20 protein-coding genes and 1 pseudogene are annotated in these 20,086 nt (G+C 35.1%); 2 read left to right on the top strand and 19 right to left on the bottom strand.

Annotation, left to right across the window (positions count from 1 at the left end; genetic code table 11):
* Window positions 1–70: 70 nt before the first annotated feature.
* From GZH82_RS14215 to murT, 4 genes are all read right to left on the bottom strand, one after another.
* Complete coding sequence (locus tag GZH82_RS14215) at window positions 71–292, bottom strand: hypothetical protein (RefSeq protein WP_238989651.1); 222 nt, start codon at window positions 290–292, stop codon at window positions 71–73.
* A gap of 25 nt (window positions 293–317) precedes the next feature.
* The gene (locus tag GZH82_RS14210; protein WP_238989650.1) at window positions 318–503 is read right to left on the bottom strand and encodes a lactococcin 972 family bacteriocin; all 186 of its coding nucleotides are present in this window, start codon (window positions 501–503) and stop codon (window positions 318–320) included.
* 644 nt (window positions 504–1,147) lie between these two features.
* The gene (gene gatD, locus GZH82_RS04870) at window positions 1,148–1,873 is read right to left on the bottom strand and encodes a lipid II isoglutaminyl synthase subunit GatD (protein WP_162681555.1); all 726 of its coding nucleotides are present in this window, start codon (window positions 1,871–1,873) and stop codon (window positions 1,148–1,150) included.
* A gap of 1 nt (window position 1,874) precedes the next feature.
* Window positions 1,875–3,185: a lipid II isoglutaminyl synthase subunit MurT gene (murT, locus tag GZH82_RS04865; RefSeq protein WP_162681554.1), complete on the bottom strand. Its 1,311-nt coding sequence runs from the start codon at window positions 3,183–3,185 to the stop codon at window positions 1,875–1,877.
* Between the two features lie 198 nt (window positions 3,186–3,383).
* On the opposite strand from murT, the gene GZH82_RS04860 reads away from it, so the two are divergent.
* Window positions 3,384–3,887, top strand: a complete 504-nt coding sequence (locus GZH82_RS04860) for a ferritin (RefSeq protein ID WP_162681553.1) — start codon at window positions 3,384–3,386, stop codon at window positions 3,885–3,887.
* Between the two features lie 739 nt (window positions 3,888–4,626).
* A complete protein-coding gene (locus tag GZH82_RS04855; RefSeq protein WP_162681552.1) occupies window positions 4,627–5,187 on the top strand; it encodes a 3'-5' exonuclease in 561 nt (186 codons plus the stop codon).
* On the opposite strand, the gene dinB is transcribed toward GZH82_RS04855, so the two are convergent.
* The 15 genes and pseudogenes from dinB to GZH82_RS04785 all read right to left on the bottom strand — a co-directional run bounded on the left by dinB (window position 5,182) and on the right by GZH82_RS04785 (window position 20,063).
* Window positions 5,182–6,252: a DNA polymerase IV gene (gene dinB / locus GZH82_RS04850; RefSeq protein ID WP_162681551.1), complete on the bottom strand. Its 1,071-nt coding sequence runs from the start codon at window positions 6,250–6,252 to the stop codon at window positions 5,182–5,184. The genes GZH82_RS04855 and dinB overlap by 6 nt on opposite strands.
* A 110-nt stretch (window positions 6,253–6,362) precedes the next feature.
* Window positions 6,363–6,902, bottom strand: a complete 540-nt coding sequence (locus GZH82_RS04845) for a metalloprotease family protein (protein WP_162681550.1) — start codon at window positions 6,900–6,902, stop codon at window positions 6,363–6,365.
* Window positions 6,903–6,995: 93 nt separating this feature from the next.
* Window positions 6,996–7,142: a hypothetical protein gene (locus tag GZH82_RS04840; RefSeq protein WP_162681549.1), complete on the bottom strand. Its 147-nt coding sequence runs from the start codon at window positions 7,140–7,142 to the stop codon at window positions 6,996–6,998.
* A gap of 159 nt (window positions 7,143–7,301) precedes the next feature.
* Window positions 7,302–8,003: pseudogene (locus GZH82_RS14205) on the bottom strand (ATP-binding cassette domain-containing protein).
* A 679-nt stretch (window positions 8,004–8,682) separates the two neighbouring features.
* Window positions 8,683–8,862 carry a hypothetical protein gene (locus GZH82_RS13885; protein WP_203232848.1) on the bottom strand — a complete coding sequence of 60 codons (180 nt, stop codon included), beginning with the start codon at window positions 8,860–8,862 and terminating at the stop codon, window positions 8,683–8,685.
* A gap of 117 nt (window positions 8,863–8,979) precedes the next feature.
* Entirely contained in the window at window positions 8,980–10,158 is a 1,179-nt protein-coding gene (locus GZH82_RS04825; protein ID WP_162681546.1) for a ryptide export MFS transporter, read from the bottom strand.
* Window positions 10,151–11,542: a radical SAM/SPASM ryptide class RiPP maturase gene (locus tag GZH82_RS04820; RefSeq protein ID WP_162681545.1), complete on the bottom strand. Its 1,392-nt coding sequence runs from the start codon at window positions 11,540–11,542 to the stop codon at window positions 10,151–10,153. Before GZH82_RS04820 ends, GZH82_RS04825 begins: the two co-directional genes overlap by 8 nt.
* A gap of 17 nt (window positions 11,543–11,559) precedes the next feature.
* Entirely contained in the window at window positions 11,560–11,685 is a 126-nt protein-coding gene (locus GZH82_RS14435) for a ryptide family R-Y-crosslinked RiPP peptide (RefSeq protein WP_275401869.1), read from the bottom strand.
* Window positions 11,686–11,757: 72 nt separating this feature from the next.
* The gene (locus GZH82_RS04815) at window positions 11,758–12,642 is read right to left on the bottom strand and encodes an Rgg/GadR/MutR family transcriptional regulator (RefSeq protein WP_162681544.1); all 885 of its coding nucleotides are present in this window, start codon (window positions 12,640–12,642) and stop codon (window positions 11,758–11,760) included.
* 149 nt (window positions 12,643–12,791) lie between these two features.
* Window positions 12,792–13,124 (bottom strand): P-loop NTPase family protein, encoded by a 333-nt coding sequence (locus GZH82_RS04810; protein ID WP_162681543.1) that lies wholly within the window; start codon window positions 13,122–13,124, stop codon window positions 12,792–12,794.
* Between the two features lie 142 nt (window positions 13,125–13,266).
* Window positions 13,267–14,211 (bottom strand): MFS transporter, encoded by a 945-nt coding sequence (locus GZH82_RS04805; RefSeq protein ID WP_162681542.1) that lies wholly within the window; start codon window positions 14,209–14,211, stop codon window positions 13,267–13,269.
* A 323-nt stretch (window positions 14,212–14,534) separates the two neighbouring features.
* Entirely contained in the window at window positions 14,535–15,899 is a 1,365-nt protein-coding gene (gene rlmD / locus GZH82_RS04800; protein ID WP_162681541.1) for a 23S rRNA (uracil(1939)-C(5))-methyltransferase RlmD, read from the bottom strand.
* A gap of 171 nt (window positions 15,900–16,070) precedes the next feature.
* Entirely contained in the window at window positions 16,071–17,003 is a 933-nt protein-coding gene (locus tag GZH82_RS04795; RefSeq protein WP_162681540.1) for a diacylglycerol kinase, read from the bottom strand.
* 284 nt (window positions 17,004–17,287) lie between these two features.
* Window positions 17,288–18,514: a restriction endonuclease subunit S gene (locus GZH82_RS04790; protein WP_162681539.1), complete on the bottom strand. Its 1,227-nt coding sequence runs from the start codon at window positions 18,512–18,514 to the stop codon at window positions 17,288–17,290.
* Entirely contained in the window at window positions 18,498–20,063 is a 1,566-nt protein-coding gene (locus GZH82_RS04785; protein ID WP_162681538.1) for a type I restriction-modification system subunit M, read from the bottom strand. Before GZH82_RS04785 ends, GZH82_RS04790 begins: the two co-directional genes overlap by 17 nt.
* Window positions 20,064–20,086 lie beyond the last annotated feature (23 nt).

The following is a 20,086-nucleotide window of genomic DNA, read 5'->3' as shown; positions in this document are numbered from 1 at the left end:
GTTATTGAGTGATGATTTGCCTTTTTAAACGCATAAATTGCTTTATCGACTTGGTGTTCTTTATGAACTATTACGACTTTAATAATCGCAATATCTGCGCTGCGTCTTTCGCAACCTTCTCAAACTTTTCAAAAACTTCTGCTTTCGAATGTTCATAGTTCCAACTTTCAACTTCAAGATTCACGCGATTTCCAGTAAGTATTTCGCTATCCTCTTCATACAGTACAAGAATTAAAAATAAGCTTATTAGTGTGAGCGTGACCACATCTAAAAAGTGTTTCATCCACTTCATCGCTCACCTCCTAAAAACTTGGTAACTAGTAAACATTATAATATGATTCATTACTCCACCACCATCGTTTTTCTGCCGATGGTTTAGCTTCTTCTCTAGGTTCAGTAAATCCACTTTCTGATTCATACTTCCCTATTGCGGTCGAACTATGATATCTATGGTTTTGGCTATAATATGACCAAACATACTCGCTTCCTACCCATAACTCCATTTTCCTCCGTCAGTATAGATAGTTTTTGCACTAACTATACTTGTGCCACAAATACAAACCACTAATAACCCTGCAGCAAATGTACTTAAAAATTTGTTTTTCATAGTTACTCCCCCCTTTTTAATAAATTTACACATATATTATATATTTTTATAACTATATTTACAATATCATCATGTTGCATTAATGCACCCTTATTGCGTCTTATTACTCCTCAAGAGAAAATATATACTTTAGCGAACAAGAAAATATTCCTTTATATAAAAAACCCCCCTCATTTATTTTTTTATTGAATGGGCAAAATGATTTCAAAAATGAACGAGACTCTTGAGGGATAAACCAAAGACTTAAATATGATTTCTGATATTTAACAGCGACCACTGTTTATCGCAGTAGCTGTCTGACTTCTCAATGCTTGTACTTTTGAGAAGTCTAGTCAGCCTTGCGGGGACAGTACGACGAAATCTTTGTTGCACATGAGATTGCTGTACTACTCCCAAAATCCACCAACGCGTCTGCAAATGTAAAAGTTTAATCATAGCGTTGGTTAGTTGTAGGATCAGCACCTGAGAACGCGAACCCATAATGGCAATCACTGAAATATAAAATTTAAGATACAAAAATTTTTTATTCAGTCTTTTTCTTTAGCTTTTATTTTTTCGCGCTCGGTCTACTAATACTTGTTTAGCTTGTTCTTCTTCCGCATTATCAATATGGAGTGGCTCGAACGGAATGCCTTTTCGTTCTGCAGCAGCTTTCAATAAATAGTCCGTCATCTCATGGTTTTTCGGTAAAATCGGACCGTGCAAATACGTCCCTAACAAGTTTTTATAATGAATACCCTCTTTAAAGTCAGTATCATTATTACCATAACCGTGTGTCACAGTACCTAATGTGTCGTAATCATGATACGTGCGGCCCCCATGATTTTCAAAACCAACGATAGTTCCAAATGTATCACTTTCGATAACGATATCACCTGTTAAACGTTCTTTTTTAGATTCTGTATAAAAGTCTAAAATGTGTAAGCCTTCGAGTTCTTGGCCATCAGGTGTAATATATTTTTCACCTAAAAACTGGTACCCTCCACAAACTGTGAGGCCAGGTAACCCATCTTCTATCGCTGCTTTCAATTCCGTTTTAATTTTGCGCAATGACTCCGTAGCCAAACTTTGTTCACGGTCACTTCCACCACCGATGAAGAAAATATCCGCTTTAGAAAGGTCGACATTTTCAGTATCATTCACATCGACAACGTTAAGATGAATCCCACGCTGTTTGGCACGATATTTCAACGCCATAATGTTGCCAATATCACTATATAAATTGAGTTTGTCTGGCATAAAATGATAGACAGTGAGTTCATGCATCTTAATCAACCTCCTTAAATGAACGGTTCAGTTGTTCAAGCATTGGTGCTAAAGATGTGTAGTTCGGAATCGCAACCGTAAAGCTATTGTAGTCCATCGTCAGCGCAGTTGCTTTATGAATATCTTTTTCTAAAATGATAGGTGCTGTCACTTCCGCAAGCTTTAATCGCAATTGCAATTCTTCTGCGCGTGAGCCTGTCACAATAATTGCTTCTATCGTTTGCTCATTCAGCTTTTCAAAGTCAGCGTCATAAATCCATGACGTATCTCTACCATCAGCCGCAAAATCATTGAGGCTCAAAACATAAATTTTTGATTCATCTAACTTTTCTCCCATAGCAATTGATGCATTCATGCCAGCAGGATTTTTCGCCAAATTAATAAGTGCTTTTTTCTGTCCTTTTTCGAAATACTGCATACGCCCATTATCAGATGTGTATGATTCAAAGCCTTTACGAATCGATTCATCGTTGAGACCTAATTCTCTTAATACTGTATAGGCTCCAAGTGCATTATATGCGTTAAAGTCTCCTGCAATTTTCATATTAAACGTAGTGTCATTGACCGTCATTTCAATAAACGGGTCCACAGTAAATGAAGAAATTTCATATTGTGGTGTTTCACGTTTAAAGCCACAATGACATGTATAATGACCGAGCTGATTGTAATGAATGTGGGAATAGTTCAGTAATGACCCACAGTTCGGACAATATCGACTTTCATTCATCGTTGACTGTTCAAAGTCATATGCATGGGCTTGCATACCATAATATGTGACATGATCACTTGCGATTTTTAAGCGTGTGACAAATGGATCATCGGCATTTAATAACAGCTGAATCCCTTTATTTTGAATCGCTGAAATAATCCTATTTACCATAATGTCAATTTCACCAAAACGGTCCATTTGGTCTCTAAAAAAGTTTGTAAACACCATTTTTGTAGGTGTCATTTCATTTAATACACGTGGAATAGAGCCTTCATCAATTTCAATGATGGCAATTTGAGTTTGAGGTGTCGATTGGACGATGAAAGCTGATGTAATACCAGCAGCCATATTCGCACCTTCATTGTTATGAATAATTTTGATATCATTTGCTTTTAGCGTATGACCGATTAAGTTAGATGTCGTTGTTTTACCATTTGTACCACTGACAAACACAACTTCATCCACTCGACTAGCCAATTTACGTAAAATATTTTGATCAATTTTGCGCGCAACTTGACCTGGTAAATCTGTCCCTTTACGCCCTGTTGCGCGACTTGCTTTTCTTGCGATCTTTGCCATATTAATTGCTGTCCATTGTCTCATATTCAAAATTCTCCTCCGATTTCCTACAATATTATATCATGGTGACACAAATTACCAAATAAAAAGATAACTGCTCAACATGGACTGATTACCGTTGTACATTTCGATAAAAAAAGCTTTCAATACAACGTTCTTTTGAATATTGTCCGCAATATAGGGTACAATGGATAAATACCAAAGATTTTAGGGGTGATTGATATGTTAAATGAAAAATTATTAAATGCATTAAATCGTCAAATGAACCATGAATTTTTTGCAGCACATGCTTATATGGCGATGGCTTCTTACTGTGATTATCATTCGTACGAGGGATTTGCGAATTTTTACATCCAACAGGCAAAAGAAGAACGTTTTCATGGTCAAAAAATTTATGATTACATTAATGACCGTGGTGAAAAAGCTGTGTTTAGTCAGGTTGATGCACCAAAAGTCGAGTTCAACAGTATTCTTGAAACATTTGAAGATGGTTTAAAACAAGAACAAGACGTGACACATCGCTTTTATGATTTATCCGAAATTGCACATGAACATAAAGATTATGCGACGATTTCATTTTTAAATTGGTTTCTAGATGAACAAGTTGAAGAAGAATCAATGTTTGAAACACACATCGATTATTTAAAACGTATTGGTGATGATTCAAATGCGCTTTATCTTTATGAAAAAGAATTAGCGGCACGTAAATTTGAAGTTGAAGCATAAACATTTGTTTAATACATTTGTAATTCAATTAAATCGTATATGAATCAAATTGCCCTCATTGATAACAATTCTGGAGTTCACGGTTGCCATTATGGGCTCGCGTTCTTAGGGGCTGATCCTACAACTAACCAACGCTATGATTAAACTTTTACATTTGCAGACACGTTGATGGATTTTGGGAGCAGTACAGAAATCTCATGTGCAACAAAGATTTCGTCGTACTGCCCCCGCAAGGCTGACTAGACTTCTCAAAAGTACAAGCATTGAGAAGTCAGACAGCTACTGCGATAAACAGTGGTCGCTGTTAAATATCAGAAATCATATTTAAGTCTTTGGTTTATCCCTCAAGAGTCTCGTTCATTTTTGCAATCTGATATAAAAGACTGTGAATCAATGAGGGCAAACTTTTAAAGCGATGAAAATTTAATTTTATGGACCTATTCCTTTAAACAATCATTACAGACTAAATTTAACTTTCCGCATAAAAGGCTAGGGAATCTCAATTGTACCCTAACCTTTCTTCCTACAGATATAGAACATGACTTTCTGACAAAAATCCCCCCAATTGAATTCAAAACTGGACGAGATGTTGCTTAACTTGTCCTCATTTCTCGATTGTTATCAAATGTATTGAATGAAAAGTAATTCATTTTTCCACAAACCGCTTCAGCATCATCTATTTTTAACTCTCGCCCAAATGTGCTAATATTTATCTATCATTTTGAAAGGATGTAAGGCTATGGTAAAAAATAGTTTTGTCGCTCTCGATTTTGAAACTGCCAACTATAAACGAACGAGTATTTGCTCAGTCGGTATGGTTAAAGTCATTGACAATGAGATTGTAGAAACTTTTTATACATTAGTGAATCCTAATGACTTTTTTGGATTACGTCATACTGAAATCCACGGTATACATGCACATGATGTAAAACATTCGCCAGATTTTGCGTATGTTTATCCTTATATGATGCAATTTATAGGTGACTTACCAGTTGTTGCACATAATGCTGCCTTTGATATGTCAGTCTTGCACGCCAGCATCCAAGCAGAAAAGCTCATCACACCACCAATGACTTACTTTTGTTCATACCAACTCGCGAAACGTACTGTATCTGCACGTCGTCACGGTTTAAAACATTTGATGTCTTATTTCAAACTTAATTTTCATGGCCATCATGATGCTTTAAATGATGCGAAAGCCTGTGCAATGATTACGTATCGTTTGCTGAAACACTATCCTAGTCTTGAAAATGTACTCCAAGTTTATGGCAAACAACTGACTGATAAAGATATTTTATAAAAAGTCATATATCGTCATATTTCTAAAAAAGGCATCTTGCAAACCACCTACCGTCACACCAACTAAACGAATCGGGACTTCTGCTTCTTTTAATTCATAATACAATTCATACGCAATTTGATATATTTCATCTGCATCTCTAACCGGTGTTATTAAACTGTGTTGCTTAGAAAAATTTTCGAAACGATGCGTTTTAATTTTAACAGTGATCGTGTGTCCTGCCTGGTTCATTTTTTCGAGACGCTGTGCAATTATATCACTTAACATTTCAATTCTTTGTAAAATCTCTTCATCATCGTTTGTATCGAGTGAAAATGTACGTTCAGCACCTACAGTTTTGCGAATTCTTTCGGCGTCCACTTCTCTGTCATCATAGCCACGTACACGTTGAAATAGCTGATGTCCTCGTTTACCGAACAAATTGACCAGTTCTCGTTCGGACTTTTCATACAAGTCTTGACCGTTATAAATCCCTTTCGCATGCATTTTTTCTTTAGACGCTTTGCCAATACCTGGAAAAGCTCCAATATCGAGTTGCATTAATATGTCATGCACATTTTGGTAATCAATTACCGTCAGCCCATTTGGCTTGTTCATCCCACTTGCAAGTTTTGCTAAAAATTTATTGTAGGACACCCCTGCGCTTGCTGTTAGTTGTGTCTTATCGTAAATATCACGACGAATATATTGGGCAATTTTTGAAGCTGGGAGATCTGGACGTACGAGTTCAGTGATGTCCAGATAGGCTTCATCAAGTGAAAGCGGCTCAACCAGTTCTGTATAACTTTTAAATATTTCCATAATTTGTTGTGAGGCTTCTTTATACACTTCAAAGCGTGGCGTCACATAATAACCATTAGGGCAAAGTTGATGTGCACGCGCCATGGGCATTGCCGAATGGACTCCAAAAGCGCGCGCTTCATAAGATGCTGTAGATACAACACCACGGCCACTTGCTTTACCACCAACAATGACAGGCTTACCACGTAAATTCGGATGATCTCTCACTTCGACTTGTGCAAAGAAAAAATCCATATCAATATGAATAATACGCCGTTCTTTCACTTTAAAACCTCCTCTCTAGACATAGCCCACTCACAACACATATTTTATTTATCCTTTCAAAAACAAAGAACCTTCACACGCAAGTAAAACGTGGAAGATCCATCCTATGATTACGCTGAATGTTCTGATGGTTTTTTTCGATAAATCACTAAACCTGCTTCAGTCATTTCAAAATATTGTGCTTTTTTATCTTTTAACGCTATAAAGACTAAGTATAACGACAATAGGCTATATCCCATATAAATCGCAAACGTAAAAATAATCGACGTGTATGGCATATTAATAAAAACAATAAATAACAACATCCCTACTAAGGCAATGGGCATTAACATGATGGTCGAAAATGTCATACGGTTGAAGTAATAATGCGGTAAAACTGTTAATAAGACACCGTTTTTCACTTGATATGTGCGTAACTGGACTGACATCATTTTAAGCAACATCATCTTTATACCTTCATGACATAACACCACCACAAAAAATCCTAATACCCCTATTAAGATATTCGTAAAAAGGTGTTGTTCTTGTAATGAAACTGCCGTCATCGACCATTTATAACTTAATACAATAAACGCAAGAATGACAATAAATTGAAGTAATAAAAAACGTTTCATGATCTGTTGATTTTGAAATAGATCAATTTTATACATGCATTCACCCTCTTATGATGTATCGCTTAACTTCATGGTCACGCTTATTATACCCAAACGATGTAAGCAAATTGTACGTCTTGAGCCCTATATTTATTCCATCGATCGGATTGTACATTTCACTTCCATATTCATTAGGCGTTGAAGACACATTTCAGCTTCTAGTTTAGCATTTTTCATCATTTTTTGAAATGCTTCAATCTTACTACACACACTTTTTGTTGTTTCAAATACAAACATCCTTCTTATCTATAATATTTGGATGCACGCATAGATATTGATTTGAGTTCATTTGTGGTAATTTGGTTCTTTTCTTAAATAAAAAAGACACCTACAACGCATAAGTGTCTCATTATATAATTGTATGATCTATAGGAAATTCAAATCTCCCTATAACTTCTAAATATCCTTAAAAGTATCAATGTCTAGAATCGAAGTGGCTAAATGTTGCACAAAATACTGATCATGACTCACAAATATCAGTATGCCAGAATATGAAACAAGCACTTTTTCTATTGCTTCGATAGCCTTTAAATCTAAGAAGTTGGTCATTTCATCTAAAATCAAAATATCAGACTCAGAAACCAAGAGAGACAATAATGAAACTTTCACGCGCTCTCCTTGACTTAAATCTCCTACTAATCGAAAAACCTTGTCTCTTTTAAAATCTAACAATGCCAACAAAGTTCTAATATGATGTTCGCTTAAATGCCCATTCGTAGCTTCGACAATCGTTTCATACACTGTCATCTTTGGATCTGAAAATTGAAAATGATTTTGTCAAAAATAACAAATTTTATAGGTAGGGGGTATAACTGAAACTATGTCATTCAAATAAGTTGTTTTGCCTGCACCATTTCTCCCAATAATTCCTAATTTATCACCACTATTTAAATGGATAGTTGGGGTATGCCATAAGTATTGCTGTCCAATTTTCGCTTCATGACTTGGAATGATCATCTTCCTTTTTGGTAAACGATGAAGTTGTGATAAAAAAGAAATATCATATTTATCCTCAACACGATTTGGTTGTTTTAACTCTTCTAACCTATTCTGTAGTTGCACAATACTCTTCTGGAGCTTCTTTTGTTTCACATCCATCTTCGTTTTGACACCAGCAATGCGATATTCTGAAGTACTCATCTATACACCATTCACTATAATAGGTTAGAGGATTGCCTGAGTTGTGACCTGAATCATTGCTCAACTGTCCTGCTAATATTTTTAACAAACACGTCTTTCCGGCCCGTTCTTTCCAATGAGGCCAATGACATCGCCTTCCTCAATCGTTAAATCATCCGCTTCAAATCATAATCCCCACACCTCACATCTGATGTCTTTACGTGTTAATACTGACAAATCATTCACCCTCTTTAATCAAATACCGTTTCAACATCTGTTAGGAAGCGAATACTCCAGGCAGCTAACAACATGAGTGAAGACAACAATCCTACCATTTTATTCTATAATTATCTTGAACTTATTTCTTTATAGATCAAGATAAAAAATGTCCTCAAATTATCCAAAACACCCAAGCTTTAGCACCAGTCAATCTGTAAAAAGTAGCAAAAGCAAACCAAGGACTTCTAGGAAACCTCATAATGTACTACCCGTTGAATAAAAATATTCTATAAAACTTGTTATAACACGTTACCTCTTCAATTTCGTTTTCTCTAATGTTCTTTTATTATCTTTTTTTAAAGACATACCTTGTATTCCTATCCAATTAGAAAATTGAGCCATAACAAAAATTATAATCTTAGTAAATATTTCCATCATATCACCCTTCTTTTAGTCCCCAATCTCTTGATATAATTACATTTGTAGAAAATTCAAGTGATTTTAACATTGTAATAGTACCTCTAAGTATTTGAGTATTAAGATTAGGAAAAAGCATTTCAAAATCTTTACATTCAGCTCTAACATTTATAAATCCTAGAATAAGACGGATTTTAGCCAAATCAAGTTAAAGCATTGCGTTTATTTTTGTTCATATTCTTATCTTTTTAATACTCTATTTTAGGATATATCTACAGCGAGACCGATAAATACTAGAAGAATAAGCTTATAAGAAATGTCAGACGATTTGCTTTCTATTTTTGAATACAAGCAAACACTCCAATAGTAAACAGAAGAAGACAATCCAAAAACTGAATGTCACCCCTAAAACATCTGTGATTGAACTCATCACAAAAACAAAACCTGAAAATGCGAGTGTTGAGATGACCTCAATTACAGAATATACATTGACGAGATCTGCTTCATCCACCGTCTCCTGTAGAAAAACGCTCTCTGCTACTTCTTTCAACTGAGAAAGCACACCAATAAACAAAGAAAAAAACAAAAAAGCCACAGCATCTGTATATTCAATAATTAAAACTGTTACGATTGACATGAATATTAAAGAAAACAAGATGCTTTGCCATTTATATTGAAGTATTTTGTCTGATAATCGAAAGACAATGGCAGCACCTAACAAAATACCAATAGAATAAGTTGTATTAGTATAACCCCAATAGCTTTCATCTTTATGCAAGTATTCAGTCACAAATACAAGGATGACCGATGACACCCAAATCGTATTTGCCAATATTTCTAAAAGATTCGCTTGTAGTAAAAATCGTAATTTAGGCTCAACAATCACCAAGCGCCATCCTCTCGTTATCGTTTCTATACTTGTCTCAGATTCTATCATTTTTGTTTTGACAGCTGGTAACGCAAAAAACAGAATTGTGGAGATAATATATAAACATAAAATGATTATCGTACTTGTTATCAAACCTAAAGTGGCATATAATAATCCACCTAACCCCCATCCCACTAATTGTACGCCTTCATTACTCATTGAAAGCGCTGCATTGGTTTTCCCTAGATCTGTTGCATAGATTGGAACAATTGCATAAGATACTGGTGCTGCAAATCCATCAAGTATAGAAATCATAATCACAAAAAAGTACAATATTGGAATATCAATCATTTCACCAAAATACAACATCACTAATAGCAACGCTAACAACACTGTTTTACCCAATTGCGTGTATGAAAGCACCCGATTTAATGCTATTTTCTTTGTAACTAAAGGGACTAAAAAACTAGCGATAAAAGAGGATAAACCAATAAGAATAGGGACTGTTGATGTCGCAATGACCGACTTTGTGATTACAAATACATTTGCTATAATTGCAACCCTAAAAAACACATCTGCTAAATTACTAACTGCTTGAGAGATTAATAATTGTTTAATCGCCTTAGTCATTTCTCTTCAGTTTCTCCCTTACTTGTGGAATCAAAATTGTCTCCACAAACTTTTCAAATTCCTTTTTTTCCATTTTACATTGTTTAACAAAATCAATATCAGCAGACAACTTACACCCACCAGAACAAAAACCACCTATATGACAAATCTGACAATCTTTATAATCTAAAAAGCTTTTCGTTTCATGTTGGTAGTTCATTAAATCAATATCGTTTAAGTTTCCTAGAATATATTGAGGGCGTCCTACTGTTACAGTACATCTAAACAAATTAAGTTCATTGTCAATGTAAAAAACTCTATCATAAGGGGATACGTTCCAGCAGTAATTATATGTACCTTTAATTTGGGATTCATTAAAAGACAAGTCCAACTTATCAGTTAAGTTCTTGCACGTTTGAATAAAGCCTGCATGAAGGTTTGATGGAATTTGTTTAGGTAATTTCATTAACTCTAGAAGTATATCAGTCTCAGAAACAATATACTCATCATAACCAGTATCAAAAAGACGATCATCAACCCTTCCGATATTCCAATGAAAATTCGATTTTGAAAAATACCCTTTGTCGTTAAAATAATGATAGATTAGCAATAGTTCACTTAAGTTATTCTTATCAAAATTTGTTCCTACGTCTATAACTAAATTATAATCTAATAATAAATCAGTAATCACTAATAATTTCTCAACATTATTTGCAACTTTCGTTATTTTAATTGTCTCATTATATTTATTCGGTAATGTATTAATAGTAATTGCTATAACAGAAATAATACTTCTATATATCACTATCTTTTTGACAAAATAAGGCAAAAAAATCCCGTTAGTAGTAATGTCTATCTTCAATTTATTTTCAACACAATATTGAAAAATTCTATCAATAATTTTTTCATTTTGTGGCAATAGTGGTTCTCCACCAAATAACCCAATAGTAACATCTACTTCTGGATTTTGATTAAGGATTAATGAAATTTTATCTAAAATTTTTTCAAGTGCTTCTAAAGACATCGGTTTTCTAACGAGATCATCATACTTCTGCTGAAAACAATAACTGCATCTTAAATTACAAGAATAAGTAATTGCTAAAGAAATTTGTATTTTCTTTTTTGAGGATGATAACATTTCCTTATTATATAGAGTATCTGACGAAAATTGATTTTTATTAGAAGAAGGTGTATCAAACCAATCACGTAATCTATAATCAATTTCCAACGTGTTATCCTTAATTTTTTTACTTTCAACTATCAACACTTTATTTTTAAATGAATTAATCAAAAGGGTAAATTCATCATTAATAGACTGTTGATAGATCGTTGTAAGTGGAACCAATTCAAGATTGTTACTTTCCTCTATTTTTCGTAGTACACCTTCTTCTAATTCATAAATCATATTCCATCACCTTTTTATTAGTATCGACGTCGCGTAATATACTTACTCGCATTCATTTCATTTAATTCTCTGTTAGAGGATTTCATTATCGCATCAATAGCTTGCATTTGTAACAATTCTTCTTTTGTGAACTCAATAATCATATTATCCACCTCTGATATTATTAATTTTATTGTAAGCTTACAATGATATTGTAATATACAATTAAGAGCATTTTATAAACTGTCCCGTATATGCATATTTTTTTTACATAAAATACGTTTTAAATGTGCTTCATAGACAGAAGCTATATGATTACTTTCTACTAAACGCATAACTTCAATGATTTTTTTCATTTCATTGATAGCGACCTCACTAGATGACTTGCTATAAATACAAAATTGTTTAGCATATTGAAAAACAAGCTTTTCGTAAATTTCTGTTTCAGTAAACACACATCTCTCTATACATTTTTCAAAAAAATAAGCATCTTTCATTTTTCCTCTTTCAATGCAAGTCATATATCCATGTAACAACATTGCTGAAAACATTCGACGATGCAATAGTATTTTATTATACGACTCTGTTCGTGATACTATTTCTCGTGATAAGAGCATCATTGTCTCATGATTTATAACGTCTAAAGTATTAGTAAAGAGATGTAGTTCATAATATCCCCAGTATTCCGTGCTAAAAAGGTAATCAATCAAATTCGCCAAATCTTCTTTTGTATAATACAATTCTCCTGTCAAAACTTGTAGACGAATCTTAATGAGTATCAAGTTTAACTGATAAAAACGACTTCTATGTGTATTTTTCTTTATTTCTTCAAGTAATAACTGTTTCATACATGAAATATCATTCTCAATAATAAAACAATTCAAATGTTCGAATCGTTCATTTAAACTATTGTTTCGGAGATCATGTGCTTCATTCATAAATTCATCCAATGGGATCATAATTTCATTTAATATTAATATAAATTTCGAAATGGTTAAGTTCGTCTCACCTTTTTCAAAGCGAGATAATTGAGAGACTGAAACCCCCATCTTTGAAATATCTTTAAGTTTTACACCTCTAGATTTTCTTATTTTTCTGAAAGTTTTGCCGTAATTATTCATATGATACCTCCACTTCATATAGAAATTACGAATAAATGTTTACGTTGTATCAAGAACATTAAATTTTACATCATTTTTCCCTCCGTAATAAAAAAATTTTTTATATGAGCTATTGAGCTTTGTATATGCGGTGAAATCAAAATGGAGGATTATTGATGAAAGTAATATACTTTATAGGTAGAGGGTAAAACTGAAACTATGTCATTCAAATAAGTTGTTTTGACTGCACCATTTCTCCCGATAATTCCTAATTTATCACCACTATTTAAATTTACATAGCGTGTTTTAATAGTTCTCACTAATACTCTTGTTATACCATTCCCTTCTGGAGCTTCTTTTGTTTCACATCCATCTTCGTTTTGACACCAGCAATGCGATATTCTGAAGTACTCATCTATACACCATTCACTATAATAGGTTAGAGGATTGCCTGAGTTGTGACCTGAATCATTGCTCAACTGTCCTGCTAATATTTTTAACAAACACGTCTTTCCGGCCCGTTCTTTCCAATGAGGCCAATGACATCGCCTTCCTCAATCGTTAAATCATCCGCTTCAAATCATAATCCCCACACCTCACATCTGATGTCTTTACGTGTTAATACTGACAAATCATTCACCCTCTTTAATCAAATACCGTTTCAACATCTGTTAGGAAGCGAATACTCCAGGCAGCTAACAACATGAGTGAAGACAACAATACAATTAACAGAGGTATTTTAAAAAGCGAAACGAGAAATCCTGACATGATGGCTGCCAGGGGATTGACTAATGAAAAGAGAGTTAAGATTGCTCCAAAAACACTGCCAATCATTTCTCTTGGAACTTTCAATTGAATCTTTCCAAAATAGAGAATAGAGAAAATCGTGTTGATCAAAGCATACAAAAACCAGCACAATAGCATCCCCGCATAGGCAAGTACACTATTAGGAATGAGTAAAACAAGGCCTAATAACAACAAGACATAACTCTGTGTAAACAATGTTCTCTTAAATAAACGATACTTATCTTTAACATCATAGAAGTACTTCGCAAATATGATGCCACCTAAGACACCACCTAAGGCAAAGGAGAGCTCCATGCCACTATAAGAGGTTTTTAAAAATGAAAAACTGTCATTGGCGATTTTAGGTAAGAGCAAAAAGATACTCCAAAACGAGAAATTCATGACCAGTGCGACTGGTATAAGGTTACGAGTATAAGGCGTTTTAAAGATATAACTCGCCCCCTGCTTCATGTTATTAAGGACTGAAGTAGACTGCAACAGCGTTTCCACCGTCAGTCCCACAAGTAAAATTGTTGCGGTGGCAGTGATAAGAAATGTCACAAAAACAATCGTTGTAAAAGACAGAAATGAAATATAGACTGCAGATAAAACAATCGCCATAATCGATGCAACCTGTGTTGAACTCGAAACGACAGAGTTAATACGAAAAAGTTCCTCATCACTGCTGGCTAAAAATGGAACCAATGATTCTAACGTAGGTGACAGTAAACCTCTTATAACTGTTGAAGCAAACATAAACAGTGGTAACAAAACTTCCATGTTCACAACCTTCTCTAATGCCACCCATAATGGCACCCCCTCTTAATATTACACCCTTAATATAACAGATAAGCAGACAAATTTAAATGCTTTATTCTAAATTTTCTGAATATTATTCCTAAAGAAATGATAATAAACGCAAAAATATATGATGTATCTCATAATTTTTACAATTTCACAACTGACCGTCTAAACAACACTTTTAAACCACTAGTGATCTATTAACGACAAACCTATATTTCAAATCAATTCCAGTATGCACTTCCCTAAATATCACCTAAACAAAAAGGGCACTAGTCACATTCTAAAACAAATGTTCCTAGAAACCCTTAAGTGATTAACCCATATCAATATTTTCTTTCTAACAACGCGATTGTTTCGACATGTGTCGTATGCGGGAACATATCGACAGGTGTGATTTCTTTAAGTGTATAAGCTGGTTTCAACATTTCAATATCGCGTAATTGTGTACTTGGATTACATGATACATAGACGATACGTTTCGGTGCTAAAGCATTCAACGTCTCAATAAATGTCGCGTCACAGCCTTTACGCGGTGGGTCAACTGTCACGACATCAGGCTGAATCCCCTCTTGTTGCCATTGTAATATGACATCTTCAGCCGCGCCAGCCACAAATGTTGTATTGTTCAAATGATTGTTGCGGGCATTGCTTTTCGCATCTTCTATCGCTTCCGGTACAACTTCGACACCATAAACATGTTGTGCGTGTGGCGCCATAAATAAACTGATCGTCCCAATCCCACAATAGGCATCTAATACCACTTCATTGCCCGTTAAATTCGCATACTGTAAAGCTTGACGATACAATTTTTGCGTTTGCGTTACATTGATCTGATAAAATGATAAGTCACCGATGTCAAATGTTAATTCGTCCAAGGTATCTTGAATCACATCTTCACCGTAAATCGTTTTGGACGTCTGCCCCATAATGACATTCGTTTTATGCGTTTGGAAATTCAACTTGATACTGACAATTTGCGGAAACTGAGTCGTTAAAGCATGCACAATTTCATGTTCATGGGGTAACTTTTTACCGTTAAGCACAAAAATAACCATCAGTTCATTCGTATAATAGCCTTTACGAATCACGACATGACGGACGAGACCTTGATGTTTTTGTTCGTTATAAGCTGGAATTTGATACTGTGCGAATATTTTTTTCGTCGCATTCATGATACCATTTTGATCATCATTTTGAATCAAGCAATGGTCCATATCAATAATATCGTGGCTACGTTGACGATAAAATCCCATCTGCAATTGACCCTCCCGATTCACCCCAACCGGAATTTGAGACTTGTTTCGATAACGCCAAGGATCATCCATACCTATCGTGTCATGAATCGGCACTTCTGTCATTTTCCCTTTATGATGAAACAAATTAATGACTTGTTTACGCTTCATCTCTAATTGCGCACGATACGACAAATGTTGAAGTTGGCATCCCCCACATTGTTGATAATAGTCACATGGCGGCGTAACACGATCTGGGCTCGCAGTTTTCACATTCATCAGCTTACCAATCGCAAAATTCTTTTTCACTTTAATCACTTTATATTGCACTTCTTCATCAATCAATGTTTGAGGGATAAATATCGGATAACGCTCCTGTTTAATCACACCATGACCTTCATGTGTCAAATCTACAACTTTTCCCTCATACACTTCATTTTTCTTTACTAAAACCATCAATTTCATCTCACTTTTTTATAAACAGAATCTACTTCAAAGGGAAAGGAGCAGGACCGAAAACTTAACATATGAGTCAGATTTCATCGTCCCGCTCCCACGAGAGTAACGTCATTACATCATGCGGTTTCGCGTACACTACCTATTTATTTTCAGCACACCTATTCATCGTTACTCAGATTGTGTAGGCGCATCAATTAATAACGCATTATCTTCTTGTGCCGGAGAAAAAACTTCAATATGACGGACTAAATTTAAAAAGTTGGCTGGTAACTGCCCGCCGTACTCGCCATCTACATTTAAAGGCATATCACTAAACGATGAAATATTCACCGATTGCGCTTTATGATAATGCACTTTCGGATGCTTAATATGTTCACCACGTGAGGCAAGCGTCATAATGTGCCCCAATTCTGCAATATTTGCCTTTTCAACAATTAGAAGCGTAAACATACCGTCATCCAATTTCGCATCCGGTACTAATTTCTCAAAACCAGCCATTGAATTGGTTAATCCGAGTAAGAACAACATGATTTCACCTTCAAAGACTTGCGAATCAAACTCAATACGCACATCGACCGCATGCATTTGTGGCAACATTTCAAAACCTTTAATATAGTAGGCAAAAGGTCCGACAATTGATTTTAACTTGCTCGGTGCTTCATACGAAACTTCAGTAATTTTACCACCGCCAGCCAAGTTAATAAAATAACGACTATTCATTTTACCAATATCAACCTGGACTGTTTTGCCATCTAAAATGACATCCAGGGCTTCAAAAATATCAGTTGGGAGATGAAGTGCTCTACCAAAATCATTCACAGTCCCCATAGGTATTAAACCTAACTTAGGACGATTCGGTTTTTCAGCAATGCCATTCACGACTTCATTCAATGTCCCGTCCCCACCAGCTACAATTAACAAATCGTATTGAGCTTCAATTGCACGCGCCGCTTCTTCTGTCGCATCGCCAACTTTTTGGGTCGCATAGGCACTCGTCTCATAACCAGCTTGTTCCATTTTGATTAGTACATCAGGTAATGCACGTTTAAACACTTCCTTACCCGACGTAGGATTATAGATTATTCTCGCACGTTTTCTCATTTGTATCCCTCAATTTTTCAGTACTCACAACTTATATTATAGTAAACAAAGATGTAATGAAAGCTAGAAACTCCCGAAAGCGACAAAAATAGTACGAAACCGAGAAAACTCGTATTCATATGTGTAAACTACTCACTTATAGGTTTATCCCGTTTCTAATCAATGCTTCATGTTTTATACGATGGAATACGCCAATGTAAAATTTCGACATTCCATATTGCTATTACAGCTTACAAGTTATTGAAACACAAACACCCCAGCACTTCGACTAAACACATCCAACATTACACAAACATCTTTTGGAGTAAGCCGTGTTTACGTTGTTTTAAAAGTCCAATTTTTTTGCATTGTACCTCAATTTGTTGGTCGAGTTTATTGAAGAATTCACCAATTTTCTGTTGCTCTACTAATACAGGTAATTTAATTTTGAAACTTAACAATGTGTCTTCATGAATTCGTTTGCTACCTGTACCAGATGAAAAAGACTCCATTCTTTCATAATAATTTTTTCTTGAAATATAGTTTATAAAATAATCGGCGTTGATTTTTGAATAATCAATGTCTAAAGCTGGAACATCCCCTGATGAATAAAATCCATTAAATTCATTTGGTATGATACTAAATGCACCATTAAAAAAGTTCTGTTTACCGTAAATAAACTGAGAAGCAAATCTTTTATAATAAACAGTCGCCCCCATCTTAAGAGCTCTATTAGTATTAGCATTACTAACTCCATTGACATTTAATTTAACAGTAAGAAGTTGGTTTTTATTCAAATTCATTCCTTTTTCTAATTCTTTTGGTTTATTCATAAAGAATTGAAAACTTTTTATAGCCCACTCCGGATAGTCATTTCCATTGTCATCTTTAAATCGAAGTTCTTGAGAGAAAATCTTTTGCATATAACCTTCTTTCTGTTCTTCCAACAAGGCTAATTTTTGTTCTTCTAATTCAATTTGATGGTCGAGTTTACTGAAGAAATCACCTGTTTTTTGTTGTTCTTCAAATTGAACAGGTATATTAATTTTCAAATTCTTTAAATCACTATTATAAAGGTGAACCACTGTTTTACCTTGTGCAAATCTAGATACATTCCATTTGTTCACACTGTTTAAAGACAAAGAAATGAATCTACCATCATCTTTTTTAGGAGTTAGAATATTTAAATCTCCACCGATATAAACATCATCATTTACATTTATGGCTGATGCCGTAGCAATATCCTCTACTGTTTCTCCAGAAGATGGAATTAAAACCTGGTTATTTCCAGCTTTTTTCAACTTATTTGGATTTACATTTGTTCTACTTTGAATAGTATTAATAATCGCTCCATATTTTGTATACAGTTCTCCATAAAGAATGCACGGATAGCTCCCATCTTCACTTAAATCTTTCTTACCTAATAATTTTCCTTTACTAAAATTTACAAGTGTCTCTAGTCTATTCTCTTCCCACTCACCTTCAAACTCAGGAAATCTTAACTCCGGCACATTTTTATTTGGATGAGTCATGCTTCAACACTCCCAGTTCTTTCAAATAGCTGTTAATTTCTTGTTCGACTTGCGCGATTTCATTGTCGATATTCACGATGTCTTGTTGAATTTGGTCGAGGTCGATGGGTGCTTCCTCTTCAAAAGTGTCGACATATCTCGGAATATTGAGGTTGTAGTCATTGTCTTCAATTTCTTGTAATGTTGCGGCATAGCTGTATTTATCGATGGTTGCTCTGTTTTTGTATGTGTCGATGATTTTTTCAACGTGTTCGTCGTTTAAGTGGTTTTGATTTTTACCTTTTTCGAATGCGTTAGATGCGTCGATGAATAACACGTCGTGGTCTGATTTACGACATTTTTTGAACACTAAAATACACGTCGGAATGCTTGTGCCATAGAAAATATTTGCCGGTAAGCCAATAACCGCGTCTAAATAATTTTTCTCTTCAATAAGATATTGTCGAATGACACCCTCTGCTGCACCACGGAACAGGACGCCATGTGGTAATACGACTGCCATCGTTCCTTCATCATCTAAATAGTGCACCATATGTTGGATAAAAGCGAAGTCGGCTTTTGATTTCGGCGCAAGTTTGCCGTAACCACTGAAACGGTCATCGTCATTGAATTTACTGTCGGCTGACCATTTCGCACTGTATGGGGGATTGGCTACCACGGCGTCGAATTTCTCACCTAAAAAGGCTGGATTTTCAAGTGTATCGTCATTTTGAATGTCAAAGTTTTCATAACGGACGTCATGCAACAACATATTCATGCGTGCTAAGTTGTACGTTGTGTTGTTACGTTCTTGTCCATTATAACGGTACACTTTCGTTTCTTTACCGACACGAAGCAGTAAGGAACCTGAACCGCATGTCGGGTCGTACACGTTGCGTAACTTATCTTTTCCTAATGTGACGATTTGCGCTAAAATTTTCGATACTTGTTGTGGCGTATAGAATTCGCCTGCTTTTTTACCTGCACTCGCCGCGAAACGTCCGATTAAATATTCGTATGCGTCGCCTAACATGTCAATTTCCATGTCGCTATGTACAAATGGCAAGTCCGCTAAGTTCACCATCACCTTGCTTAATAACGCCGTACGATCTTTCACTGTATTACCAAGGCGCGTCGAACTTAAATCCATATCACTAAATAGCCCGATAAAGTCTTCTTCGCTGTCTTGACCAAGCGTTGACGTTTCGACTTTGCGAATGGCTTTCGCTAAATGTTCGATATCAAAACGTTGATTTTCAATTTCCTTCACCATTGTGCTAAACAAATCTTGTGGTTCGATGTAGTAGCCGACTGTATCTAATAATTCACCTTTTAAGTCTTCTCGATATTCTGGATCTGCCCAAGCTTCTTCGTATGTTTTATCTTCGCCTGATAACGCATCCGCCACTTCCGCCTCTGTTTTTTCGGATAAGAAACGATAAAAAATGAGCCCTAAAATATAATTACGGAACTCGCTCGCATCCATGTTCCCTCTTAAGTCATTCGCGATAGACCACAATTTTTTATGTAATTCCGCTTGTTGTTGACGCTGTTTTTCAGTAATTGACATTGCTTTTCCTCCGTTAGTTCAAT

It is taken from the genome of Staphylococcus sp. MI 10-1553 (genome assembly GCF_010365305.1).
Taxonomy (GTDB): Bacteria; Bacillota; Bacilli; order Staphylococcales; family Staphylococcaceae; genus Staphylococcus.
This window is presented reverse-complemented; position numbering and strand designations above follow the sequence as displayed.